Raw genomic sequence first — 22,763 nt, 5'->3', positions numbered from 1 at the left:
CTTTGATGCTACGTGGCGGACCCCCACTTGGGGAGCGTGTTCGCCACAGGGGAAACATGACGTGTTCAACCTCCCGTCACCCTGCACCGCTTGGATCAATGCAAGAACCTCAAGCAAGGAGAAACGTCATGGAAGTCATCACCCTGCTCATGACCGCCGCGACCGTAGCCCTCGCCGGGATTGGCGGGCTCTACTACTCCTACGCCTGCTCGGTGATGCCGGGGCTGCGCGCCACCGATGATGCGACATTTGTCAGTGCCATGTCCGGGATCAATACCGCCATCCAGAATCCGGTGTTCGCGCTGAGCTTTGTCGGCGCCTTCCTCGCATTGGCGGGCTCGGCAGCCTTTTCGTGGGCCGACGGGCTTGCCAGCGCACTCCCCCTCTCTGTTTCCCTGGCCTGCTACACGGCCACGCTGGTCATCACCTTCGCCGCGAACATCCCCTTGAATAAATCGTTCGAACGCCGGTGGACCCGGTGGAACATCCACCGCACCTGGCTGTCGCTGGCCGCACTGGTCGCGCTCAGCGTTGCCTGGGCAGCGTTGGGTCAGCCGTGAGATTGCAACAGCGCGCTACTTCCGGAAGTCGAACAGCGCCGTGTGTGTTGTCCCGTCGTTCAGTCCCAGTGTGAATTGCCGGCACGTCCCTGCCCAGTCTTTCTGGGTTTTCCACACGTAGGTGTAGGTATCGGAGCCGGCCGCGTAGCTCAGCGAACTGCCTCCCGCGGCGACAGTCTGCTCCACTTCGTCCGGCGCGGTGCCGCCGGGGCACGCTATAGCGGACGACGACGGTGCTCCCGCCGCCAGGATATCCAGCCCCCGGTTCCCGCCGACCCCCAACTTGATGGGCGCGGCAGCGCCTGCCTTCATGGCGTTCAGGGTGCCGCCGTTATCCACCGGCTGCAGGAACCCGCGGAACGGCCAACGCGGCTGGCCCACGGCGAACTGTCCTGGTAGCCAAGCAATTCCGCGAAAGCGCCGTCATCGCGGCCTGAAGATGCTGTGTACCAGCTTTCAAGGAATCCTGCGGCGGTGGTCCTGATCTTGTATGTTCCATTCGTCAGATCGAACGACGTGCTTGCCACGCCCGAACTTGCCGTTTGCGGGATCGCAAGCACAAGGCCGCCATCAATGGCGTTGAAGACCTCAAAGGTGACGTCGGTGGCAATTGCGGGGCCCGGACTCGCATTGATGCTGGCCAGGAGTTCCGTCGAATCCAGGACGACGCTTAAGCGCACTTCATCATCCGCGAATGCCGGAGCGCCGAGAGGCACAGCCAGCAGGAGAATCAGCGTCGCCAGGACTGCCGTAAATCGCCGAGACCCGCTAATTCCAGACATTCCAGGCTCCCGCCGCGTATACATTCGAGTGGGCGAATTCGAGCGGGCGTCCCAGACCGAAGGCTCAAACCGAATCGCCGGCTCATCCCAAGGAAATTGCGCGACGATTAGCCCAACGGTACGACCGGAGGCCGTTAGTCAGCAAGGATTTTGCGCATACCCAAGCCCGTCTTTGCGCATTCAAAATTGGCATCAAAAAACCCTGCCCCCACCCGAAGGTGAAGACAGGGCCTAATACGCCGTCGGAGAGGCGTAGGTCAGGAATTTGCCTTTTGGTAGGCTTCCTGGATTTCAGCCTGAATTCGGCCGCGGCTGTTAACCGTGTAGCCGTTATCCCGCGCCCATTGACGGATCTGCGCGGAGTCGTTGGTACGGGGACCTACCACCGCTTTGGTGCGGGTGGCTCTGCCGGCCGAGGTCTTGCGCCCGGCAGCAACAAAGCGCTCCAGGGCAGAACGGAGCTCGGCCGCGTTGGCCGAGGACAGATCGATTTCGTAGCTGACCCCATCGAGGCCAAAACGGACGTTCTCGTCCGCAGATCCCCCATCCAGATCATCGACGAGGATGATGTTTACTTTCTGTGCCATTAAATATGTCTTCCTCTTGGAAAGGTTCGGTTGTCAGAAAATGAGGATGTTCCTATTAAAAGTATGAACCTCTTTATGGCAACGCGTCAAAGCGTCGGATCGTTCCTGTGGATATCCACAGGAGTCCGCAGAAAGCTCTTCCGAGCTATTTGTCCGTTTCCGGGTTCTGTTCCTTCAATGGCGCGGTGGAACGCGCGTCCGCCTCGGCTTGGGCACGCTTTTCCGCCTGCCGCTCGGACTTATCGGCATTGAAGATGGATTTCATGGCGAACCAGAAAAGCAGGCCAACCACGAGCGACGGCAGCAGTACGGCTACATATTCCATGATTAGTGGCCTTCGGGCTTCAGAAGCGGGAAAAGGATGGTTTCGCGGATACCGGCGCCGGTGAACAACATAACCAGCCGGTCAATACCCAGACCGATGCCGCCCATGGGCGGCGCGCCGTATTCGAGGGCCCGCAGGAAGTCCTCGTCCAGCTGCATGGCCTCGACATCGCCCGCAGCAGCGTGCCGCGACTGTTCGGTCAGCCGCTCACGCTGGATGACGGGGTCGATCAGCTCGGAGAAGGCCGTGCCGCGTTCCATGCCGCCGATGATGAGGTCCCAAGCTTCGATCAGCCGGCCGTCCTCCCGGTGCGGGCGGGCCAGCGGCTGGGCAGACGGCGGGTAGTCGTACACAAACGTGGGGTTCAGCAGTGTGGGCTCCACAATTTCGCCGAACAGTTCCACGGCCAGTTTCTCGGCGTCCCACTTCGGGTCCACCTTGACCTCGTGCTTTTGGGCGATTTCGCGCAGCACCTCAAGCGACGTATCAGGTGTGACTTCCTGGCCAACGGCGTCGGACAGTCCCGGGTAGACCGAAACCCAGGCCCAGTCGCCGTCGAGGTTGATTTCCCCGGCTTCCGTCTGGAGGGTTCGGCCCACACCCGCGGCGTCAGCGGCGTCGAGGATGATCTCCTTGATGCGCTCGGCCATGACGAACTGGTCCGCCCATGCTTCGTAGCACTCAAGGGTGGTGAATTCGGGGCTGTGGGTGGAGTCCACACCCTCGTTGCGGAAGACGCGGCCCATGTCGTAGACGCGGTCGATCCCGCCCACGACAGCACGCTTGAGGTAAAGCTCGGTGGCAATGCGAAGGGTCATCTTCTGGTCGAACGCGTTCATGTGCGTCTCGAACGGGCGGGCCAGGGCGCCGCCGTGGACCAGCTGCAGGATGGGGGTTTCCACCTCGACATAGCTGTGGCGGTGCAGGCTCTCGCGGATGGAACGGGTAATCGCGGCGCGGGTGTAAACCATTTCCCGGGCTTCGTCGCGCACCATCAGGTCAACGTAGCGCTGGCGGACGCGGGTTTCCTCGTTCAGTTCCGCGTGCAACACCGGCAACGGACGGAGTGCTTTGGAGGCCATGGACCAGGACTCGGCCATCACGGACAGCTCGCCGCGGCGGGAGGAAATCACTTCGCCCTTGATGAACACGTGGTCGCCGAGGTCCACCAGCGCCTTCCAGTCAGCGAGCGCTTCCTCGCCCACGTTGGCCAGGCTGAGCATCGCCTGCAGCCGGGTGCCCTTGCCGTCAACGCCGCCTTCCTGGAGCGTGGCGAAGCAGAGCTTGCCGGTATTGCGCACAAAAACCACGCGGCCCGTGACGCCTACAACGTCGCCCGTGGTGTCGTCAGCCTCAAGGTGCGCGTACTTTTCGCGGATCTCCGTGAGGGAATGCGTGCGTTCCACACCCACCGGATATGCCTCGGTGCCCCGCTCGATCAGCTTTGCACGCTTGTCCATGCGGATGCGCATCTGCTCGCTGGCGTCGAGCGGCTCTGGGGCATTTTTTGGGGTGGGGGTGTTTTGGGAAGTCACAATCCCCAAGTTTACCGGGAGTTCGCGCCGCCGGCTCCCGGCGGACGCCCAGGCATAGACTCGGGCTGTGGAGACGTGGAAAGTTGAAGCGGAGGACGGCGGGCGCCTCGACGTGCACTCCTTCCGCACCCCCGCGGGGCTGGACCCGGCGACGGCGGGACCTCCCGGCGTCGTACTCATCCACGGCACTTTGGTCACCGACGCCCTCTACCGGCCCTTTGCCCGGAAGCTCAGCGTCCTGCTGTGCCGGCCGGTGCACTGCTACAACCGGCGCGGCAGGGCGGGGTCAGCCCCGCAGCCGGAGGACTATTCCGTGAAGACCGAAGTCAGTGACCTTGCCGCGGTCATGCGCCAGACCGGCGCGACGGATGTGGTGGCCCACAGCTACGGCGGCTTCGTGGCGCTGCAGGCGGCCCGGACCCTGCCCGTGGGCCGGCTGGTGACCTATGACGCCGCGGTGTCGCTGTCCGGAAACCTGAGCCACCGCTGGCGGCCGGAGCTTGAGGATGCCGTCACTGCGGGCCAGCTCAACCACGCCTGGGCGCACCTGGTCCAGGGCCTGGCCACGGCGGGCCCGCTGTCCTACCTCCCGCTCGGCGCGCTGCGAATGCTGAGCATCCTCTCGGCCAGGACCAACCTGGGCGCGGAGATGCGCCAGCTGCTGCCCACGGCCGTCACCGAAATGCGTGCCGTACTCGACGCCGAAGCCGAACTGGACCATTTCACCGCCCTCACCACCCCCGTCCTGATGCTCAGCGGCGGCTGGAGTCCGGCGTATTTTGCCGAGACGGGGCGGCAACTGGCGGCCGCCGTGCCGTCCATCACCTTCCAGGTGGTCCCCGGCCAGCTGCACGAGGGGCCCATCCGTCCCGGCAAGGGGCTCGCCGTACGGATTGCCCGGTTCATCAGCGGCAGCGACGGCCAGGCCCGGAAGCTGGGGAGGCGCCGGTAGGTCGCTTCGCCGATGGGGAGCTTTGCCGCGCGCCTAGGATGAGGAGCGTGAAAGAACAGGAAGTCCCCACGCACGACGGCGGCAGGCTGGCTTTGTACAGCTACGGAACCGAGGATGCGCCGGGAGAGCGCCGGGTAGTGGTCATCGGCGGTGCATTCCTCACCGCCCTGATCTACCGGCCGTTCTCGATGGCATTGGCCGACGGGCTGGGCGACGGGTGGGCCGTGGATGTCTATGACCGGCGCGGCAGGGGCAACTCCACCGAGCAGCCGGCCGACTACTCCATGGCCACGGAGATCGCCGATGTCCGCACGGTCATGGATGCCACGGGCGCCCGCAACATCCTGGGCCACAGCCTCGGCGGATCGGTTGCCCTGAACGCCGTCCAGGAGTTCGCGGGCACCCCGCACGAACCGGACAAGCTGGCGGTCTACGACGCGGCCGTCAACATCGACGGCAGCGTCGACATGTCCTGGCTGGACGATTTCGAGGCTGCGGTGAACGCCGGCAAGGTGGGGCATGCCATGGCCCGGATGAAAAAAGGCATGCAGCCGGGCACCGCGCTTTCAAAGATCCCCGAGCCGGTCCTTGCTGGGCTGATGGCCGTGGTGTCCCGCACCAAGGTGAACAAGATGCTCCGGGAGCTGATGCCCACCGGCGTGGGCGAACTGCGCGCCGCGTATGACGAAGCCGAGCATGCCAGGAACTTCGCCGTCCTGCCCGCCAACACGCACTTTATGGTGGGCGGCAAGAGCCCGAGCTACTACAAGGTCACGGCCCAGCGCCTTCATGCTGCCGTCCCGGGGAGCACGTTCGAGCTCTCACCCAAGGGCTTCCACGGCTCCATTCCCGCCGCGGTGAAGGAACTTGTCACTGACATCGCGGAATACTTCAGGGGCTAAGGCTTTCCGCAGGTTGCTCGGCTAGGCTCGGATCATGACGAGCGAGAACATCAAGACCCCCGACGGCGGCACGCTGGAGCTCTACTCCACGGGTGCTGAACTGGCGTCCGCCGGCTCCGGCGTGGTTGTGGTCCCGGCCTCCATGGTGACCGCCGCCGACTACACAAAGTTCGCCCAGAAGCTCAGCGCAGCCTTGGGCCGCCCGGTCCACACCTTCAACCGCAGGGGCCGGGGTTCGTCGTCGCCGCAGGCCGAGGACTACACGCTGGACGCGGACATCCGGGACCTGGACGCCGTTATGAAACACACGTCCAGCACCGACGTCTTTGGCCACAGCTTCGGCGGCGCGGTGGCCCTGCACGCGGCCCGGACCCTTCCGGTGGAGCGGCTGGCCGTGTATGACCCGGCTGTGTCCGTGAACCACAGTGTGAAGGCCGACTGGACCACTGAATACGAACGCGCCACGGCTGCCGGGGACGACGACCGCGCCCTGGCCGTGCTCACCAAGGGCCTGGAGACCGGCGCCTTCTCACGGATGCCGCTGTCCATGCTCACCATCGCCAACAAGCTCACCGCCGGCACCCACGTAGGCAAGCAGCAGCGTGAACTGATGCGCACCGGCGTCCGGGAAATCAAAGCGATCATCGCCGCGGACATGCCAGCCGAGCCCTTCCTGGAACTGCCCCTGGAAACGCTGATTATTGTGGGCGAGAAGAGCCCCGCGTACTTCGGTGTCGCCTGCGGCCAGATCCATGACATCCTGACCGGCTCCAGCTACACCATCCTGCAGGGGGCCGGCCACGACGGCGTCCTCCGCGCCCCGGACAAGCTCATCACCGAGCTGAGCGACTTCTTCGCCGGCTAGCCTCCATCACTCCAACGCGGGTCACTTATCGCCCCATCCGGCGGTCCGGAAGGGCGCAATGTGACCCCGCGTTGGATTGGCGGTGTCCGCTAGTGGACGCCGTTGCCCGGGGCGGCGCCTTCTGTTTTGCGCATCATCGCGGAAAGTACGACGGCGGCGAGGGCTATGACGGTTGCCGTCAGGAACGCTGCGCTCATGCCGGCAACGAGGCCGGACGCGGCCGAGACGACGGCGAAAATGGATACCAGCAGCGCCGTGCCGGCGGCGCCGGCTACCTGCTGGGCGGTGCTCATGATCGCCGAGCCGTGCGAGTAGAGATGCGGCGGCAGCGGGTTCAGGCCGGTGGTAAATGCCGGGGTGAACAGCAGCGCCAGGCCGAAACTCAGCCCCACGTGGAGGGTGACGATCCACCAGACCGGAGTGCCGGCGTCGAGCGTTGTAAATTGCCACAGCGCCAGCACCATGAGTATGGAACCGGTGACGGTGAGCGGCAGCGGGCCCACTTTGTCGAACAGCCGGCCGATGAACGGGCCCAGCAGGCCCATCGCCAGCCCGCCCGGAAGCAGCGCGAGCCCGGTCTCCAGCGAACCCAGGCCGCGGATTTCCTGCAGGTAGAGCGGCAGCAGGATCACGCCGCCGAAGAGCGCCATCATGGCCACCACCATCAGCAGCACGGAGACCGTGAACATCCTGAAGTTGAAGGCGCGGAGGTCCAGCAGCGGGGCTTCGGCCTTCTGCAGCCGGAGCTGGCGGAGCACAAAGACCGTCAGGCTGGCGACTCCGATGACCAGCGCGGCGATGGCCACGGCGCTCGGACCGCTTTGGCCGCCGCCGATCTGGCTGAGACCGTACACCAGGCCACCGAAAGCAGGAACCGTCAGAAGTACGGAGAGGAAGTCGAGCTTGGTCTTCTCGGTTTCGCCCACGTTCGTCAGGTACTTGGCGCCGATGGCCAGCGCGGCCAAGGCGACCGGCAGGACAAAGACGAACATAAAGCGCCAGGTGAAGTGCTCCAGGATCAGCCCGGAGACTGTCGGCCCCATGGCCGGTGCCACGGAGATGGCGATACTGACGTTGCCCATCACAGCGCCGCGCTTGGCCAGCGGGACGAGGGTAAGGATGGTGGTCATCAGCAACGGAAGCATGATGGCCGTGCCGCCGGCCTGGACGATGCGGGCCAGGAGCAGGATCTCAAAACCTGGAGCCACTGCGGCCAGGGCGGTGCCGCCGGCGAAAAGTCCCATGGCCAGCATAAAGACGGCCCGCGTGGACAGGCTTTGGAGGATGAACCCGGTAGTGGGGATGACCACGGCCATGGTGAGCATAAAGCCGGTGGAGAGCCACTGGACGGTGGGCGCGTCCACGCCAAGGTCAACCATCAGCCGCTGCAGGGCAACATTCATGATGGTCTCGTTCAGGATCACCACAAAGGTCGCCACGAGCAAGGTGGCGATGATGGTCACCGATTCGCGGGACATCTTCTCCGGCGCGGGCTTCGGCGCCGCAACCGGCCCGGGCCGCCCGGAGGCGTTCGAAGAGACTTCTGTAGACATGGGTGTTCCCCCAGGGAGTAAGAATGAAGTGGCTCGCGAGCATCGTCGCTGCAGGTTCAAACACTCTACCGGCCGGAGTAATTCCGGCGAACAGGATTTTCTTCGGCACGGGCTTTTTCTGAGCGGTCGTTTTGGCTGGCCGGTGTGGTTTAATCAGCGCACTTAGTTATGAGTCGGGGCTGGGGCCTCTAGTGATGTTCGACCGCGCAAGCGGTCAGGCAGGAGCCCCAGTTGGACGCGTACTCCTCCGCATATCCGGCAGGCCGCCACTACCACGGCGCTGGCCGAAGCCCGTTGTCCCTGGTTCTTTCGGTGGCTGCCGCTTTGATGGTTTTGCTGGCTGCCGTCACTTCGGCCGTGGTCCGCTCTGAGGGCGTCACCGGAACCGTGAATGCCCCCTTCGCCGGGACCGGGCCGGTTGGCGCCATGGCCGCGGTTGGTGCAGGCGCCGAGGACGGGAGCATCGCGAGGATTATCAGCAGGGTCTCCGGCTTCCGCGTTGGCGTGGCCGTCGCGGATACAGCGGGCGGACCGGTCCGCACTTTTGGCGACACGGCGGCCTATCCTGCGGCCAGCACTGCCAAGCTCATCACCGCAGCGGCCTATCTCAAGCTTGTAGAGGCCGGTGAAGTGCGCCTCGATGAGACGCTGGGGAACTTCACTGCCGCGTTCCAGCTCAAGTCCATGATCAACAGCAGCAACAATGATTCCTGGCTTCTGTTGATGGACAGGCTCGGCTACCAGCGGCTGATCCAGTATGCCGCCTCGATTGGCATAGCCTACGATCCCGAAGACAACCGGCTGACTCCCGGGGAAGTGGCCCAGGTCCTGACGAAGCTGTACGCCGGACGGCTGCTTAACCCCATCAATACCGCACAGTTGCTGGGGTACATGCAGGAAACCAACAACGAGGAACTAATCCCCGCCGCCTCGGGGCCCGGCATTACCGTCTATCACAAATACGGCCAGCTTGGAGGAAACCTCCATGACGCAGCCCTTTTGGAACATGGCGGGACAACGTATGCGCTGGTGATCTTCACCGAAGGCGCCGATAGCACCGACGAGGCCGAACGGACCGAAATGATCCACGATCTGACGCGGGCAGTCGTCGGGACGCTCTTTCCGGCGGGATAGGCAAGGTGCTGTTGACTCCGTGCAATCCGGCGCTCGGCATTGAGGGAACGGAGCATTCGTGGGCAGGTGGCTTAAGTGTCCGCTCGCGCCGGGGCTTAAGTGACTGTGAGACCGGGTGGTCAGCTGCGGTGGTGCTCAATCAGCCAGCTGGCCATCTGCTGGGCCCGCTTGGCCGCTTGGGTGTCCCCTTCGGTGGCTGAGACGATGGACCCCTTCATCAGGATGTGCCACGACCGGGCGAAATCCTCGGGGCGGTCCAGCCCGGCCTGCTCCGCGAGGGCCTGCACATGGCCCCTGATCCTGGCCAGGTAGTCAATGCTGGCCTGGCCCAGCGGATGGGCCGGGCCCATTTCCAGCAGGATGTTGATGAAGGAGCAGGCCTCGAAGTCGTCGCGCAGGAACCAGTCGCCGAAGACGTCGAAGATGGCAAGGAGCTGTTCAGTGGGGGTAGTGCCGCGCAGTTTGGCCTGGCCAACGATGGCATCAACTGTCCATACCTGGTCCCGCTGCTCCAGGAACGCCAAGACCAGTGCATCCTTGGACGGGAAGTGCCGGTAAAAAGTTGCCTTTGCCACGCCGGAACGTTCGATCAGTTCGTTAACCCCCACGTCCCGCACACCGCGGCGGGAAAACAGTTCGTAGGCTACTGCAAGGATCCGGCCCCGGGAATCGGCAGGAAGAAATGGCGCCTCGGCGGCTAACTCCGCAGGAGACAGCGCGGGTTCTGCAGTGTGGTCTGCATCGGAAATCATCGTACGAATAGTTTACTCCAAGGCGCAGACAGACCGGTCTTACTCGCTGTAGTGTTTTTCCCAGACGCAGTGCGATGACGCCGGCGGGACCCTCTAAAGCCCGTCGGCCTGGCGCAAGGAGGCCCCGATGTCAGCAGAGCGAACGTTCGATTTTATCCCGTGTGGCGACACTGACCCCTGGATAGAAAGCACCGATGCGTCCGCCGAGGTCCGGCACTTCGCGCGGGAATCCTTGCGGTGGCAGGCGCAGGAAATCATTGATGAAGTGCTCCGTGGAACGGCTCCCGGCGAGGAGCTGGCCCGGGCCAGGTTGCGCCGCTGCGTCGCCCAGAACCCGGGCAAGCCCGAACGTGCACTCCTTGAACAGCTGATGCTCAACCGCGACCCGCAGGGTGAATCAACGCAGTAACAGCCTGCCTTACAACGTGAGGCTGCGGTCCACAATGCGCCCGGCGGTCATGTGCAGGCTCTGGCTGTTGGCGCGGGCATGGTTCCGCAGCAGGTTGAATGCCGCGTCCATGTCCACCCCGGCGGTATGGGCAATGACGCCCTTGGCCTGCTCAATCAGCACCCGGGTGTTCAATGCCAGCTGCAGCTGCTCGTTGACCAGTACCGCTTCCCTGATGGTGCGTTCCTGCATAAGGCTGATAGTGGCGACGTCGGCAAGGGCCTGGCCGATCGCGGCATCCTCTGCAGTCAGGAAACCCTCCCGGGCCCCGAACAGACCCATGGCCCCGATAATCCTGCCGTGAACGCGCATGGGCACAGCATGCACGGAGCGGAAGCCCTGCGACAGCGCGGCTTGGCGAAAACCCAGCCACTTGGTAAGCCCGGCAATGTCGTCCACTGAGACTGCCGACCCTGTCACGTAGCACTCAACGCAGGGACCGGCTCCGGCTTGAAGCTGGAGCACCTCGACGAGTTGGCTCTGCTCGCTGGTGGATGCGACAACCTGCAGTTCTCCGCTGGGATCGGCAAGCAACAGACCCGCGGCTGCGACGTCAAGGAGACCCACGGATTCCTCCACCAGGATATGCAGAAGATCCACGACGTCGTAGTCGGCCACCAGCGTGTCAGTGAGCTTGACGAACGCCGCACTGGCGCGCTCGGCGCGGGTACTGGTTACCATGGCCCTATTTTACTGCAGGGCAGATCCGCTGGCCCCACCCTTGTCGGTGTCGAAGCTGAGCCTTCTTTCGAGCACAGCGGCGGCCGTCTCCCCCAACGTGAGGTCATTGGCAAAAGCGTAGGCACGCAACAAAAGCAAGGATTCCGCTGCCGTAGCACCAGACTGCGCCAGTACCATCCCGGTGGCCTGGTGGATCTCGCGGCGCGACATAAGCGCCGGCTCCAGGGCTGGATCCGTATCCGTTGAGCTGAGGCTCAGGATCTTGCGCAGGAGGTACCAGGAAGTCTGCCCGGCAAGTACGGCCGCCATCGACTGGTCCGACCGGTTCAGGTTTCCACGAACGGCGTGATACAGCTCAACAACACCGAGGTCCATCGCGCCTACTGTGAGTGGAAAAACGAACAGCGCGGCTGCGTCCGTCCCGGCGATCGCCTGCCGGAACATGGGCCATTCGTCGTCGGCTGTGGACTGTGCGTCGGGGATCAGCACGGGCAAGCGGGTCTTGTGGGCCCGCCACCGCGGGCCTTCGCCGAGGTTGAACTGCAGTTCGTCCAGGCGGGCGGCGAGTTCGTCGCTGGCGGAGACCAGGGTCTCCGCGGCAGAGCCGCCGAAGAGGGACACCGCGGCACCCGTTATGGGCAGCTTCTCCAGATATGGAGCACACACGTTCTGGTCACCGGCAACCATATCGGGTGCAATGTCCATGGTGAGCCTCTGATCCCTGAATCATCCCGCAGTGAAAGATCCGGCGGCAGGCTGAACCGGAACGGCGGAGTTGTCACTTCAAGGATACAGATTGCGGCGAACCCGCCCGTCGTCGCCGACCGGGCCTCAGTCCGGCCCTTCCTGTCCGTTGGCATTGGCCATCTCTGAGGTGACCATCAGGTGGTCACGCAACGCCCGTTCCGGTGCGCCCGGGTGGGCGGCCACACACCTGCGAAGGCGCCATTTGACGTCAGCCAGATCCGGTGCCGGGTCCTCCAAGATCGAGTAGATAATTTCGTAGGCCTGCCATCCGATCGGCGTGAATCCGTCAGCTGCGACGTGGTTGGCCATCGCCCCCTCCACCTTAGGGATCGTGGCGCTCACGGGTCTCGCCGAAAAGTACGGCCTCGCTGACCATAACGGTATAGGTGTCGTGTGCGTGGCGGGTTACCAGAATCCCGCACAGGCCAGTGCTGGAGGCAAACTGGCGGGCCATGTCAACGGCCGAATTCAAATAGTCGTCCAGGACGGACGCGTGATTCACTTTGACGAGATAGGACAGCCCGTCATCGATTGTGCGGATCATTGGATTCGCTCCTGACTTGAGCGTGGCCGGTAGGCCACGGGGATAGGGAATACACGCGAGCATCCCGCTTGCCGTGTATGCGGCTGCGCCGGGCAGACAGGAGCCGGGCAACACAAAAGGCCGAGGATAACTGCGGAAGAAGTTTGGGGTGCCCTGCGTGAAATTTGTCCTCCTGGAGTACGCCGACATAAGGCGATGCCAGGGTCTGGGGCAACAAGTTCAGCATAGCCCATGCCGAGACAGACGGACAGGAATCCGAGGCCTTGAGCGCCCCGGAAGCGGACCCTACATGTCAGCTGCTCAGCGGCACGTTGTCGATCAGCCGGACCGGCCCCACCTTGGCGGCGATGAGAGCCAGGCCTTCGCCGCGGAACGGGACTTTCCAGCAGTTCTCGGCCAGCGGCTCAAGGGTGAGCGGATCCACGACGTCGAAGTAGTCCAGTCCCACCAACGACTGCGATTCAACCATGGCCCGGGCCGATTCCAGATCAAGCGGCTGGTGGGCAGTTGCCCGCTCCGCCAGGAGCCGCAGCGCCCGTGACAACACCAGGGCGGCCTCGCGCTCCTCTGCGGAGAGGAACCGGTTGCGGCTGGAAAGGGCCAGCCCGTCCGCGGACCGGACGGTGGGCACGGCAACAATTTCGACGGGGAAATTCAGGTCCGCCACCATACGGCGCACCAGCGCCAGCTGCTGGGCGTCCTTTTGCCCGAAATAGGCCCGATAGGCCGGCAGTCCCCCGCCGCCTGAGGCAAAAGCACCGGCCGGTGGAAGCCCTGCGCCGGGGATGCCGTAGTGCAGCAGCTTGGCAACCACGGTGAGGGCCCCGTCGAAATGGCCCGGCCGTGTGGCGCCTTCCCACTTTTCCCCCAGGGTGCCGGCGGTCACGCGGACCAGCGGCTCGCCGCCGGGATAGACCTCTTCCACCGGAGGCGCAAACACGAGGTCCACGCCCTGTTCCTCAAGCAGGGCAAGATCGGCGTCGAGCGTGCGCGGGTACCGGTCCAGATCCACCGCATCGCCGAACTGGAGCGGGTTCACAAAGATGGACGCCACCACTACGTCGTTCTGTTCGACGGCGGTGCGCGCCAGCCGGGCGTGGCCTTCATGCAGCGCGCCCATGGTGGGCACCAGGCCCTGGGACCTGCCCGCCTTCTGTGCGAGCAGCCGGGCACTCGCCTCCCTGAGCTCTGCGGCCGTTGTCACCAGTTGCGTGGCCATGTCAGTTTCCCTCTTCCAGGGCCGCGCGGAGGGCCCCCACTTGATCCTCTTTGAGCAGCCCCCGGCTGCTGGCCCGCCGTGCCGTGGCACGGGCCATGGCGACGTAAGCCTCCAGCACATCGCCGTGAGCACCGGCGTCGTACTCCCTTAACGCCTCGGCGTGGGCCGCCACTGTCCCCACATCGCCGCGGGCCACCGGCCCGGTCAGCGCCGATTCGCCGGAAGCGAGCGCGTTCTCCAGCGTGGCCCGCAGCAAAGGCCCCAGCATCCGCTCCGGCGCGTCGACGCCAACGTCGCGGAGCAGCTGCGAAGCCTGCGCCACCAGGGTGACCATATGGTTCGAGCCATGGGCGAGGGCCGTGTGATAAAGCGTCCGGTCCCCCTCCGCGATGGCCACGGGTTCGGCACCCATCTCCACCACTAGCGCCTGGGCAATGGGCAGCATCGCGGCATCAGCGGTCACGCCAAAGGTGCAATCCAGCAGTCGTGTCAGGTCCAGGCCCATCCCCGTGAACGTCATGGCGGGGTGCAGTGCAAGGGGGATGGCTCCGGCGGCGCGCACCGGGCGAAGCACCCCCACGCCGAACCTGCCCGAGGTGTGCGCCACAATCTGTCCGGGCTGCCACGCCCCGAGTTTGGCGAGTCCGTCCACCAGTCCGGCCAAGGCGTCGTCGGGCACGGCCAGAAGCACCAGTTCAGACCGTTCCACAATCTCCTGGATCTCCAGGATGGGCACGCCGGGCAGCAGCGTCTCCGCCCGTTCACGGCTGGCCTCGGACACCGCAGAAACCCCGACGACGGCGTGCTCGGCTGAGCGCAACGCCGCACCAAGGACGGCGCCCACTTTCCCGGCACCGATGATTCCGACGCCAAGGCGCCCGGGCTTAGCCACGTTGCGGGCCTTCCTGTGGGGGACTGGTTTCGGCAGGCTCAACCACCGGACTAGCGGGTTCGACAGGCTCAATCACCGGAGCTGGCTCAGCCACCGGAGCGGGCGCCACCGTTGCCAGCCATTGTTCACTGGTCTGCCGCTTGCGGGCGAGCCGGGCGCGGGCGGACTGGGCATCAAAAAGGCCCCGGGCCTCGTCAAGTCCGGCCTGGGTGAGCCGTGGCGAGACCGGCCCCGCCGTGGTGTGCAGGACAAGGTCCGCCACACGGAACCGCCGGGCGAGCGGACCCTGGTGCAGTGCCATTGACTGGGTGCGCTGGTGCGGGACCACCACCAGTTCCCGCCACCACCGGCCCGAGCGGATCAGCAGGGCGGTGTCAGTGGTGGCGAAGCCATTGCGGCGCCAGCCCAGCGGCGCGAGGAACCTGCCGCGGTGCGGCGTGGTGACAAATCCGCCGTCGGAATCCAGCCCCGTGAGCCCGGCAGCGAAGGTGCGGCCGGGCTCTGGTGTGCCGGGATCCGGCAGCACGAGCGCGAGCATGGACATCACGTCGGGCAGCTTGCCTACGGGCAGCAGCGTGGTCCGGGACGCTGTCTCGCCATTGCTCCCGACTGCGCCGTACCCGGCCACGTTGACCTGGATCCGGTACCAGCCGAACATCCGCCATAGTGGGGACTGTGCCACTTTCAGCGCCTGGACCCTGCCCGGGGGCAGCGTCTGCGCCTGCGTGTCCAAGAGCCCGTAGCGGAGCCGGATCCCGTCCGGCGAAATGGCGGCGGTGAAGTTGTAGCCCTTGTTAAAGAAGCCCCAGTAGCTGGCTGCGAGGCCCAGCACCGCCGGGATCAGGTAGAAAAAGAAGCTCCGGTTGTCCGTCACGGCGGACAGGATCACGGCGGCGATGCCGCCCACCACCACAAAAAAGCTCTGCTCACTGAGCAGCAGGGAACCGATAAGGCGCGACGGCGGCACGGAGAGCACCGGATATTCGGGCGCCTCGGGCGCGGCCCCCTGCGGCCGGGACGGGTCCGGGACCACGCCTGCGGCCCGTGCCAGGATGGTGGCCCGGAGCTGGCGGGCATCGTCCATCCGCAGGTACGCCAGCTTGACGGCCGATTCACCGGCGTCGGCCACCTCGAACTTGAGTTCGGCGAGGCCGAAGATCCTGGCCAGGAGGGGCTGCACGATGTCGATGGCCTGGACGCGGTCCAGCCGGGCCTGGCGCTGCTGGCGGAAGAGGAAGCCGGAGTTGACCCGGACGTACCCTTCGGCGACCTGGTACTTGGTGAAGTACCAGGTCAGGATGAAGCCCAGCACGGTCACCACAAGGACGATGCCGCCGCCGGCCACCAGCCAGGGTGCCCGGCCGGCGAAGTCCTCCTCGAACAGAGGACGGCCTTGCAGCAACCGTTCGAAAAAGTCCCGCCCGAAGAAGAAACCGATGGCTGCCAGGGCCACCCAGCCGCGCACAAATGGGGACGCCGGGTGCACACGCAGCCACTCGCCGTCGGGCGCCACCGGAACCGCAGTCGGTGCGCCGGCCTCCGGAACGTTTGACGTCACAGCCCTGCCAGCCTCGCTTCACCGCGGGCGGCGAGCTGCTCGCGCAGGCGTGCCCCTTCCACAGCGGGCAGGCCGGGGATGGTGGCGTTGGTTCCGGGCGAGGCGGTGTGGAGTTTGAGCGTGCAGAGTCCCAGCCCGCGTTCCACCGGGCCCACGCCGATGTCCACGTATTGCATGCGGCCGTAGGGAACCGCCATGGTCCGTTGGAAAAAGATGCCGCCCCGGATCAGCAGGTCATCGTCGCGCTCGGCGTAACCGATGGCGCGCACCTGGCGCGGAATCAGCAGCAGCCGCCAGATGGCCAGAACCAGAGTCACCGCCGGGACGGTGATAGCCAGCCACAGCGGGGGCCAGCGCCACCAGCCGAGCAGGACAAGAACGAGGGGCAGGCTCAGGACGACCACCGTGACCAGATTCCCTATGGCCCACTGCACCAGCCGCACCGTGACGTATTTCGGGGATACCCGCTGCCAGGTAATGCCCGGCGGATCAATCGCCTCTGTACGCATATTCGCCTTCCCCTGCGGCTTCGCCGCGTACCCCGCGGCCGGGTTTCCCCTCACCGGGCGTTGCATCGGTGTCTTCGGGCGGGATCTTGCAGAACCGCTCCACCAGCAGGCCGACGACGATCATCACCAGACCGCCGGCAGCGATCGCGATTGCCACCCAGGTGATGTCCTGGTCGCTGCGCAGGTTCCAGATGCGCAGCTGGTCCAGGAAGATCCCCGCGTGCCAGCCCAACAGGACGGTGCCCGCGTAGGCGCACGCCTGGGCGAGCACCAGGGTCCTGGCGGCAAGGATCGGGTCCAGCGCCTTCTTGCGTTTGGTGCTGTTGCGCCACCGGAGCACGCGGATGCCAAGAACCAGTGTGATGGCAACAATCACGCCCATGGTGGCCAGCGCGGTGGCCGGAAGAACCGGCGTGGCCATGCTGTAGCGCGTGGTCACCACGGTGGCCGACCAGCCGGCCACGGTCAGGACCAGGCCGATCAGCAGCAGGCGGACAGGGTTGATGGGCTTCACTGGTTACTCGACCGCCCCGGCTGTGGGGACGCCGTCGTAATCGCCGAAACCGTCGAACGGGGCGAGGTCGCCAAAATCGGGGGCGCGGGTGGCCAGCTCGCTGATGCGTTCCCCGCCCAGGGTTGCCGCCGGCTCGATGAGGGACCACGGATACAGCACAAAGGCGCGTCCGGCGGCACGCGGGTGCGGCAGGGTCAGCACCGGGTCGTCACTGGTGAGGTCACCGTAGGTGATGATGTCGACGTCGAGTGTCCGGGGTCCCCAGCGCACTTCACGAACGCGGAGGTGCTTGTTTTCCACCGCCTGGCAGTGCTTCAGCAGCTCCGCCGGGGACAACGTGGTTTCCACGGTGATGATCATGTTCAGGAAGTCTGGCTGGCCGGCCGGGCCGCCAACGGCTTTGGTCTGCACCACCGGGGAAACGGCCTGCAGGCGCACCTCCGGCGGGTCCACCAGGTCAGCAACGGCCTCGGACAGGGTGTCGTTCCGCTCGCCCAGGTTGCTGCCGAGGGCAAGGACGGCTTTGGTGTACCCGGAGCTCATGACCGCTGCCCGTCCTGCCGCGCTTCTTGCCAGGCACTGTGTGTCCTGTTCCGGTGCACGCTGACAGCCACATCGCCGAAGGGCACCTCGATGGGCGCCTTGGGCTTGTGGACGGTGATGTCCACGGCCTGGATGCTGAATTCTGCGAGCAGGCCATCGGCGATCCGGACGGCCAGGGCCTCGATCAGGTTCAGCGGCTCCCCGGTGATCCAGTCCTTGATCCGCTCAGCCACTTCGCCGTAGTGGGCAGTGTCCCGGACGTCGTCGGATACTGCGGCTTTGGCGAAGTCCAGGTGCAGCACGGCGTCCACCACAAACGGCTGGCCCTCGCGGCGCTCGAAATCGAAGACGCCGTGATGGCCGACGGCGGTGACGCCGCTCAGCGTGATCTTGTCCATGGGTGCCCGGCCTAGGTGGTGGTAGGGGCGGCGGCCATCCGCGCGGCCACCTTGACGGCGTCAAGGCTTGGACCGACGTCGTGCACACGGACGGCCCAGGCCCCCCGGAACGCGCTGATCGCGGTGATGGCGGCCGTGGCGGACTCGCGTTCCTCCGGTGCGGCGGACTTGCCGGCGACTGTGAGGAGTGTGCCCAGGAAGCGCTTGCGGGAGGCGGCCACCAGAACCTTGTGCCCCAGGGTGTCCAGCTGGTCCAGGTGCTGCAGGAGCTCCCAGTTCTGGGCGTCGTTCTTGGCGAAGCCCAGGCCCGGGTCAACGATGATCTGCTCTTTGCTCACCCCGGCTGCGTAGAGCTTGTCGCGGACGCCGGCCAGTTCTGCCACCACTTCGCCGGCCACATCCTGGTATTCGGCCAGCGAGTTCATGGTGCGGGCGTCGCCGCGGCGGTGCGTGAGGACATACGGCACTTTGGACGCGGCTACGAGCTCGGCCATCTCCGGCTCGATGGTCAGCCCGGAAACGTCGTTGATGATGGCGGCGCCGGCCTTCAGGGCAGCAGCTGCCGTGGCGGCGTGGGTGGTGTCGATGCTGACCAGGGCGCCCGCTTTGACCAGGGCTTCGATGACGGGGATCACCCGGCGCTGTTCTTCCTCCGGGCTGACGTCCTCCGCGTCGGGGCGCGTCGATTCGCCGCCGACGTCGATGATGTCCGCTCCGGCGTAGAACATCCGCAGGCCCGCCGCGATGGCGGTGTCCGCCGTCGCATGCTTTCCGCCGTCGCTGAAGGAGTCCGGGGTGACGTTCAGGATGCCCATGACCAGGGTGCGGCCGGTGGGCAGGTCCGCGAATTTCGCGGCCGGGCGCGGTTTGCGCAGGATGGGCAGCGGAGATGTTGCGGGCCCGGTTCCCGGGGCTGCAGCGAGTGAGTCCATGGTCTGTTACTTACCTTCCGAGGATGAGGCTCATGGCTTCGGCACGGGTGGCCGGGTCATGAAGCTGCCCGCGGACCGCGCTGGTGACGGTCTTTGCTCCGGGCTTGCGGACACCGCGCATGGACATGCACATGTGTTCGCATTCGACAACGACAATCGCGCCACGCGGCTTGAGGTGGCTGACCATTGCTTCGACGATCTGCGTGGTGAGGCGCTCCTGCACCTGGGGGCGCCGGGCGTAGATATCCACGAGGCGCGCCAGCTTGCTGAGTCCGGTCACTTTGCCCTCGTGGGAGGGAATGTAGCCGACGTGGGCAACCCCGTGGAACGGCACCAGGTGGTGCTCGCACGTTGAGTAGAACGGGATGTCCTTGACCAGGACCAGTTCTTCGTGGTCCAGGTCGAAGGTGGTGGAAAGGACGTCCGCAGGATCAAGGTGCAACCCTGAGAACACCTCAGCGTAGGCCTTGGCCACCCGCCTGGGGGTGTCCACAAGGCCGCCGCGGTCCGGGTCCTCCCCGATGGCCAGGAGGATTTCACGGACGGCCGCCTCAATCCGGGGCCGGTCCACTTTCTCGTGCTTTTTGTGGTGGGATCCGTCCTCCGCCGGGTGTCCGGCGGAGGCGGGAGCGTCGTCGTCGTCGAAGTGAGTCACAGAAGAAAGCTTAGCCGTGCGTGGCGTCAGGCCCCGAGTCGGGGATGCCGCCCTGGAACGAGGCGTCATCCGGGACACCCTGCGGGTGCAGCGGCAGCGCGTCCAGCGGTTCCTCGAGACGGGCCTGCTTGGCTTCCTCCTGGGCTTCGCGCTCAGATTTCTCCAGGCGGGATTCCACGGGGCCGGCCTGCTGGACCGGACGGGTCTCCTTGGACAGCCACACCTCGCGGAAGTCACGCTTGCGGATGTCCGTGAAGATGTGCGCGATCTCAGCCTGGTTGAGGGTCTCCCGTTCCAGGAGTTCCAGGGCCAGCTGGTCCAGGACGTCCCGGTTTTCGGTGAGGATGGCGTAGGCCTCGTCATGCGCCTGGTCGATCAGGCGGCGCACTTCCTCATCCACCACGTAGGCGATCTGGTCCGAGTAGTTGCGCTCGTGCCCTGCGTCGCGGCCCAGGAAGGGTTCGCCGCCGCCCTGGCCCAGGCGTACCGCGCCGACTCGTTCGCTCATGCCGTACTCGGTGACCATCTTGCGGGCCGTGGAGGTGGCCTTTTCGATGTCGTTGGAGGCTCCCGTGGAGGGATCGTGGAAGACGATCTCTTCCGCCACGCGGCCGCCCATCGCGTAGGCCATCTGGTCCAGCAGTTCGTTGCGGGTGATGGAGTACTTGTCGTTCTCCGGGACCACCATGGTGTAGCCCAGGGCGCGGCCGCGGGGCAGGATGGTGATCTTGGTGACCGGCGCCGAGTTCCGCAGGGCTGCCGCCACCAGGGCGTGTCCGCCTTCGTGGTACGCGGTGATCTTGCGTTCGTGTTCCTTCATCACGCGGCTGCGCTTCTGCGGGCCTGCCATGACGCGGTCGATGGCCTCGTCCAGGGCGCGGTCATCGATGAGGTTGGCGTTGGAGCGTGCGGTCAGCAGGGCGGCCTCGTTCAGGACATTCGCGAGATCCGCGCCGGTGTAGCCGGGGGTTTTCTTCGCGACCGCCTTGAGGTCAACGCCCGGGGCCATCGGCTTGCCCTTGGCGTGCACCTGTAGGATCTGGTCGCGGCCGATCAGGTCCGGGGCGTCCACCGAGATCTGGCGGTCAAAACGGCCCGGACGCAGCAGGGCCGGGTCCAGGACGTCGGGGCGGTTGGTGGCCGCAATCAGGATGACGTTGGTTTTAACGTCGAAGCCGTCCATTTCAACCAGCAACTGGTTGAGGGTCTGCTCACGTTCGTCATTGCCGCCGCCGATGCCGGCACCGCGGTGACGGCCGACGGCGTCGATCTCGTCGACAAAGATAATGGCCGGAGAGTTGGCTTTGGCCTGTTCAAAGAGGTCGCGGACACGGGACGCGCCCACGCCGACAAACATTTCCACGAAGTCCGAGCCGGAGATGGAGAAGAACGGCACGCCGGCCTCACCGGCGACGGCACGGGCCAGGAGGGTCTTGCCGGTTCCCGGAGCGCCGTAGAGCAGCACGCCCTTGGGGATCTTGGCGCCCACGGCCTGGAACTTGGCCGGTTCCTGCAGGAACTCCTTGATTTCCTGGAGCTCCTCCACAGCCTCGTCCGCGCCGGCAACGTCAACGAAGGTCACCTGCGGCATGTCCTTGTTGACCATCTTGGCCTTGGACTTGCCGAACTGCATGATCTTCGAGCCGCCGCCCTGCATCCGGGTCATCAGGAACCAGAACAGTGCACCAAGCAGGATGACGGGGATCAGCAGCGAGAGCAGGCCGGAGAACCAGTTGCTTTCAATCGGCTGGTCCGTGTAGCCATTGGCGGGCTTGGCGGCTGTGACGGCCTTGACGACGTCGATGGCGCGGGCGTCGACGAAGTAGAACTGGACGCTCTTGCCCTTGTCCTGACCGTCGACCTGCAGGGTGTCTTTCAGGACCAGGTCAACGCGGTTTTCGCCGTCGAAGATCTTTGCCTGCTCCACCTTGCCGCTGTCGGCGAGGAGCTCGAGGCCCTTGTCCGTGTCGATCCGTGCCGCACCACCGGGAGCCAGTGTTGCAAAGGCCACGAGAAGCATGGCGATCACAACAACGATCCAGATGCCCGGGCCCTTGAAGAAACTCTTAGCTTTCATCTGTTCGGGGGCTGGCCCCGTCCCTCCTGGTAGTGCTGCACGGCGAATGGTCTGCGCGCGTGTGATGCTGCATCAGCTACTAGCTATACACCGTTCGGAGTAATTCACGCACGGTGCTGCGCAAAAGTTCCCTCTGGGCGTAGCGGGATGTGGGAGGCAAACGGGACTCCCCAGATCAGCCAACGGATCAGCGCGCGGGCGCCGCCACCGAATCGCGCAGTACCGGCGGGCAGTCCAGGATGGTCGGGTGGAGCGCCATGAGGGCCAGGTCCGTCTTGCCCTCGATGGCGTCGATCAGGTTCTCGGCCGCCCAGGCACCCATTTCGTAGTGCGGCAGGGCCACCGTAGTCAGGCCCGGGTACAGGTTTGCCGCGATGAGTTCCTGGTCATCGAAGCCCACCACAGACAAGTCCCCGGGGATGGACAGCTCCAGCTCCGCAGCGGCCCGGTAGGCGCCCATGGCCATCCGGTCGTTGTAGCAGAACAGCCCGGTGGGCCTGTCTTCACGCCCCAACATCCGGCGGACCGCCGCATAGCCTCCCTGCACTTCGGAGAGCTCCGACTCGACAGGTGCCGCGTCGCCGTCGAGGCCAGGAGGATTCCGACGGCGGTGCGGGCACCGCCCTCCTCGTCGGGCACCACGGCCGTGATGCCGCCGCCGGTGCTGACGGAGTCCACCAGCACCGCCGGTACGCTGCCAAGGTTGACGGGCAGCTGCACGTGGCGGTGGTACATGGTGGCGTAAAGGATGCCATCAACCCGGGGCTCGCGGATCCGGACGTATTGATTATCATCAGGTTGTAGCCGCGGGCACGGGCGGCCTCGTCCGCGCCCAGGATGATGCGACCTGCATGGAGTGTGGTGGCGATATCCTCGCTGACCAGGCCCAGCATTCCGGTCCGCCGGGTGCGGAGCGCCTGGGCCAGGCGGTTAGGGCCGTAGCCGAGCTGCTCAGCGGCGGACTTCACCTTGTCCCTGGTTTCCGGGCTGATCCGTGCGTACGACACGTCATTCAGGACATGGGAGACCGTGGTAACAGACACCCCGGCGGCGACTGCTACGTCCTTGATCCCAATGTTCTTGTTGCTCAACGGTCTCC

27 protein-coding genes and 1 pseudogene are annotated in these 22,763 nt (G+C 65.4%); 6 read left to right on the top strand and 22 right to left on the bottom strand.

Annotated elements, in window-relative coordinates; genetic code table 11:
• Positions 1-128: 128 nt before the first annotated feature.
• Complete coding sequence (locus NG697_RS13600) at positions 129-560, top strand: anthrone oxygenase family protein (protein WP_252614481.1); 432 nt, start codon at positions 129-131, stop codon at positions 558-560.
• A 15-nt stretch (positions 561-575) separates the two neighbouring features.
• On the opposite strand, the gene NG697_RS13595 is transcribed toward NG697_RS13600, so the two are convergent.
• The 5 genes from NG697_RS13595 to lysS all read right to left on the bottom strand — a co-directional run bounded on the left by NG697_RS13595 (position 576) and on the right by lysS (position 3,789).
• The gene (locus tag NG697_RS13595; RefSeq protein WP_252614480.1) at positions 576-872 is read right to left on the bottom strand and encodes a PxKF domain-containing protein; all 297 of its coding nucleotides are present in this window, start codon (positions 870-872) and stop codon (positions 576-578) included.
• Between the two features lie 5 nt (positions 873-877).
• Positions 878-1,342, bottom strand: a complete 465-nt coding sequence (locus tag NG697_RS13590) for a hypothetical protein (RefSeq protein WP_252614479.1) — start codon at positions 1,340-1,342, stop codon at positions 878-880.
• Positions 1,343-1,599: 257 nt separating this feature from the next.
• A complete protein-coding gene (locus NG697_RS13585) occupies positions 1,600-1,929 on the bottom strand; it encodes a histone-like nucleoid-structuring protein Lsr2 (protein WP_104060154.1) in 330 nt (109 codons plus the stop codon).
• 145 nt (positions 1,930-2,074) lie between these two features.
• Complete coding sequence (locus tag NG697_RS13580) at positions 2,075-2,254, bottom strand: hypothetical protein (protein ID WP_252601721.1); 180 nt, start codon at positions 2,252-2,254, stop codon at positions 2,075-2,077.
• Positions 2,255-2,256: 2 nt separating this feature from the next.
• A complete protein-coding gene (gene lysS, locus NG697_RS13575) occupies positions 2,257-3,789 on the bottom strand; it encodes a lysine--tRNA ligase (RefSeq protein WP_252614478.1) in 1,533 nt (510 codons plus the stop codon).
• A 67-nt stretch (positions 3,790-3,856) separates the two neighbouring features.
• Here lysS and NG697_RS13570 point away from each other — a divergent pair, with 67 nt between their 5' ends.
• From NG697_RS13570 to NG697_RS13560, 3 genes are read left to right on the top strand one after another with little or no spacing between them, the layout of a single operon-like run.
• Positions 3,857-4,741, top strand: a complete 885-nt coding sequence (locus tag NG697_RS13570; protein ID WP_252614477.1) for an alpha/beta fold hydrolase — start codon at positions 3,857-3,859, stop codon at positions 4,739-4,741.
• 38 nt (positions 4,742-4,779) lie between these two features.
• The gene (locus NG697_RS13565; protein ID WP_256471135.1) at positions 4,780-5,643 is read left to right on the top strand and encodes an alpha/beta fold hydrolase; all 864 of its coding nucleotides are present in this window, start codon (positions 4,780-4,782) and stop codon (positions 5,641-5,643) included.
• 34 nt (positions 5,644-5,677) lie between these two features.
• The gene (locus NG697_RS13560) at positions 5,678-6,508 is read left to right on the top strand and encodes an alpha/beta fold hydrolase (protein ID WP_252610929.1); all 831 of its coding nucleotides are present in this window, start codon (positions 5,678-5,680) and stop codon (positions 6,506-6,508) included.
• Positions 6,509-6,597: 89 nt separating this feature from the next.
• Here NG697_RS13560 and NG697_RS13555 read toward each other — a convergent pair whose 3' ends face one another.
• Positions 6,598-8,061, bottom strand: coding sequence for a DHA2 family efflux MFS transporter permease subunit (locus NG697_RS13555; protein WP_252614476.1), 1,464 nt, complete (start codon positions 8,059-8,061; stop codon positions 6,598-6,600).
• A 231-nt stretch (positions 8,062-8,292) separates the two neighbouring features.
• Here NG697_RS13555 and NG697_RS13550 point away from each other — a divergent pair, with 231 nt between their 5' ends.
• Entirely contained in the window at positions 8,293-9,195 is a 903-nt protein-coding gene (locus NG697_RS13550) for a serine hydrolase (RefSeq protein WP_252614475.1), read from the top strand.
• A 119-nt stretch (positions 9,196-9,314) separates the two neighbouring features.
• Here the strand turns inward: NG697_RS13550 and NG697_RS13545 are convergent, their stop codons facing one another.
• Positions 9,315-9,947 (bottom strand): TetR/AcrR family transcriptional regulator, encoded by a 633-nt coding sequence (locus tag NG697_RS13545; RefSeq protein WP_252601742.1) that lies wholly within the window; start codon positions 9,945-9,947, stop codon positions 9,315-9,317.
• A gap of 127 nt (positions 9,948-10,074) precedes the next feature.
• Here NG697_RS13545 and NG697_RS13540 point away from each other — a divergent pair, with 127 nt between their 5' ends.
• On the top strand, positions 10,075-10,356 hold the full coding sequence (locus NG697_RS13540; protein WP_252601745.1) for a hypothetical protein: 282 nt from the start codon (positions 10,075-10,077) through the stop codon (positions 10,354-10,356).
• A 9-nt stretch (positions 10,357-10,365) separates the two neighbouring features.
• Here NG697_RS13540 and NG697_RS13535 read toward each other — a convergent pair whose 3' ends face one another.
• The 15 genes and pseudogenes from NG697_RS13535 to NG697_RS13465 all read right to left on the bottom strand — a co-directional run bounded on the left by NG697_RS13535 (position 10,366) and on the right by NG697_RS13465 (position 22,755).
• Complete coding sequence (locus tag NG697_RS13535; RefSeq protein WP_252601747.1) at positions 10,366-11,076, bottom strand: GAF and ANTAR domain-containing protein; 711 nt, start codon at positions 11,074-11,076, stop codon at positions 10,366-10,368.
• Positions 11,077-11,085: 9 nt separating this feature from the next.
• Positions 11,086-11,781, bottom strand: a complete 696-nt coding sequence (locus tag NG697_RS13530) for a GAF and ANTAR domain-containing protein (protein WP_252610923.1) — start codon at positions 11,779-11,781, stop codon at positions 11,086-11,088.
• A gap of 126 nt (positions 11,782-11,907) precedes the next feature.
• Complete coding sequence (locus tag NG697_RS13525) at positions 11,908-12,165, bottom strand: hypothetical protein (RefSeq protein WP_252601751.1); 258 nt, start codon at positions 12,163-12,165, stop codon at positions 11,908-11,910.
• Positions 12,146-12,367 carry a hypothetical protein gene (locus NG697_RS13520; RefSeq protein ID WP_252610921.1) on the bottom strand — a complete coding sequence of 74 codons (222 nt, stop codon included), beginning with the start codon at positions 12,365-12,367 and terminating at the stop codon, positions 12,146-12,148. The genes NG697_RS13525 and NG697_RS13520 overlap by 20 nt, the downstream gene beginning before the upstream one ends.
• Before the next feature lie 292 nt (positions 12,368-12,659).
• Positions 12,660-13,586 (bottom strand): 4-phosphopantoate--beta-alanine ligase, encoded by a 927-nt coding sequence (locus NG697_RS13515; protein WP_252614474.1) that lies wholly within the window; start codon positions 13,584-13,586, stop codon positions 12,660-12,662.
• Position 13,587: 1 nt separating this feature from the next.
• Positions 13,588-14,478, bottom strand: coding sequence for a Rossmann-like and DUF2520 domain-containing protein (locus NG697_RS13510; protein ID WP_252614473.1), 891 nt, complete (start codon positions 14,476-14,478; stop codon positions 13,588-13,590).
• A complete protein-coding gene (locus NG697_RS13505) occupies positions 14,471-16,036 on the bottom strand; it encodes a PH domain-containing protein (RefSeq protein ID WP_252614472.1) in 1,566 nt (521 codons plus the stop codon). Before NG697_RS13505 ends, NG697_RS13510 begins: the two co-directional genes overlap by 8 nt.
• Positions 16,033-16,545 (bottom strand): PH domain-containing protein, encoded by a 513-nt coding sequence (locus tag NG697_RS13500; protein WP_252614471.1) that lies wholly within the window; start codon positions 16,543-16,545, stop codon positions 16,033-16,035. Before NG697_RS13500 ends, NG697_RS13505 begins: the two co-directional genes overlap by 4 nt.
• Positions 16,526-17,059: a DUF3180 domain-containing protein gene (locus NG697_RS13495; protein WP_252601763.1), complete on the bottom strand. Its 534-nt coding sequence runs from the start codon at positions 17,057-17,059 to the stop codon at positions 16,526-16,528. Before NG697_RS13495 ends, NG697_RS13500 begins: the two co-directional genes overlap by 20 nt.
• Positions 17,060-17,062: 3 nt before the next feature.
• Positions 17,063-17,602, bottom strand: a complete 540-nt coding sequence (folK, locus tag NG697_RS13490; RefSeq protein ID WP_252601766.1) for a 2-amino-4-hydroxy-6-hydroxymethyldihydropteridine diphosphokinase — start codon at positions 17,600-17,602, stop codon at positions 17,063-17,065.
• Positions 17,599-18,000: a dihydroneopterin aldolase gene (gene folB, locus NG697_RS13485; protein ID WP_252601769.1), complete on the bottom strand. Its 402-nt coding sequence runs from the start codon at positions 17,998-18,000 to the stop codon at positions 17,599-17,601. Before folB ends, folK begins: the two co-directional genes overlap by 4 nt.
• A gap of 11 nt (positions 18,001-18,011) precedes the next feature.
• Positions 18,012-18,932, bottom strand: coding sequence for a dihydropteroate synthase (folP, locus tag NG697_RS13480; protein ID WP_252614470.1), 921 nt, complete (start codon positions 18,930-18,932; stop codon positions 18,012-18,014).
• 10 nt (positions 18,933-18,942) lie between these two features.
• On the bottom strand, positions 18,943-19,587 hold the full coding sequence (gene folE / locus NG697_RS13475) for a GTP cyclohydrolase I FolE (protein WP_252601775.1): 645 nt from the start codon (positions 19,585-19,587) through the stop codon (positions 18,943-18,945).
• Positions 19,588-19,597: 10 nt separating this feature from the next.
• On the bottom strand, positions 19,598-21,664 hold the full coding sequence (gene ftsH / locus NG697_RS13470) for an ATP-dependent zinc metalloprotease FtsH (protein WP_252601778.1): 2,067 nt from the start codon (positions 21,662-21,664) through the stop codon (positions 19,598-19,600).
• A 187-nt stretch (positions 21,665-21,851) separates the two neighbouring features.
• Positions 21,852-22,755, bottom strand: a pseudogene (locus NG697_RS13465) (LacI family DNA-binding transcriptional regulator).
• Positions 22,756-22,763: the final 8 nt, after the last annotated feature.

This window comes from Pseudarthrobacter raffinosi (assembly GCF_023913835.1).
In the GTDB taxonomy this organism is placed as follows: Bacteria; Actinomycetota; Actinomycetes; order Actinomycetales; family Micrococcaceae; genus Arthrobacter; species Arthrobacter raffinosi.
Note: the sequence above shows the minus strand (reverse complement) of the source record. Positions and strands in the feature narration are given on the sequence as shown.

Bases quoted from the DNA above. Each gene is read 5' to 3' on its own strand.
- NG697_RS13530 (WP_252610923.1), bottom strand. From the start codon at position 11,781: ATGGACATTGCACCCGATATGGTTGCCGGTGACCAGAACGTGTGTGCT.
- NG697_RS13540 (WP_252601745.1), top strand. From the start codon at position 10,075: ATGTCAGCAGAGCGAACGTTCGATTTTATCCCGTGTGGCGACACTGAC.
- folK (WP_252601766.1), bottom strand. From the start codon at position 17,602: ATGAGCTCCGGGTACACCAAAGCCGTCCTTGCCCTCGGCAGCAACCTG.
- NG697_RS13595 (WP_252614480.1), bottom strand. From the start codon at position 872: ATGAAGGCAGGCGCTGCCGCGCCCATCAAGTTGGGGGTCGGCGGGAAC.
- folP (WP_252614470.1), bottom strand. From the start codon at position 18,932: ATGGACTCACTCGCTGCAGCCCCGGGAACCGGGCCCGCAACATCTCCG.
- NG697_RS13515 (WP_252614474.1), bottom strand. From the start codon at position 13,586: ATGGCCACGCAACTGGTGACAACGGCCGCAGAGCTCAGGGAGGCGAGT.
- NG697_RS13535 (WP_252601747.1), bottom strand. From the start codon at position 11,076: ATGGTAACCAGTACCCGCGCCGAGCGCGCCAGTGCGGCGTTCGTCAAG.
- NG697_RS13580 (WP_252601721.1), bottom strand. From the start codon at position 2,254: ATGGAATATGTAGCCGTACTGCTGCCGTCGCTCGTGGTTGGCCTGCTT.
- NG697_RS13500 (WP_252614471.1), bottom strand. From the start codon at position 16,545: ATGCGTACAGAGGCGATTGATCCGCCGGGCATTACCTGGCAGCGGGTA.
- NG697_RS13585 (WP_104060154.1), bottom strand. From the start codon at position 1,929: ATGGCACAGAAAGTAAACATCATCCTCGTCGATGATCTGGATGGGGGA.
- NG697_RS13520 (WP_252610921.1), bottom strand. From the start codon at position 12,367: ATGATCCGCACAATCGATGACGGGCTGTCCTATCTCGTCAAAGTGAAT.
- NG697_RS13600 (WP_252614481.1), top strand. From the start codon at position 129: ATGGAAGTCATCACCCTGCTCATGACCGCCGCGACCGTAGCCCTCGCC.
- NG697_RS13560 (WP_252610929.1), top strand. From the start codon at position 5,678: ATGACGAGCGAGAACATCAAGACCCCCGACGGCGGCACGCTGGAGCTC.
- ftsH (WP_252601778.1), bottom strand. From the start codon at position 21,664: ATGAAAGCTAAGAGTTTCTTCAAGGGCCCGGGCATCTGGATCGTTGTT.
- NG697_RS13555 (WP_252614476.1), bottom strand. From the start codon at position 8,061: ATGTCTACAGAAGTCTCTTCGAACGCCTCCGGGCGGCCCGGGCCGGTT.
- NG697_RS13590 (WP_252614479.1), bottom strand. From the start codon at position 1,342: ATGTCTGGAATTAGCGGGTCTCGGCGATTTACGGCAGTCCTGGCGACG.
- folB (WP_252601769.1), bottom strand. From the start codon at position 18,000: ATGGACAAGATCACGCTGAGCGGCGTCACCGCCGTCGGCCATCACGGC.
- NG697_RS13545 (WP_252601742.1), bottom strand. From the start codon at position 9,947: ATGATTTCCGATGCAGACCACACTGCAGAACCCGCGCTGTCTCCTGCG.
- NG697_RS13565 (WP_256471135.1), top strand. From the start codon at position 4,780: ATGAGGAGCGTGAAAGAACAGGAAGTCCCCACGCACGACGGCGGCAGG.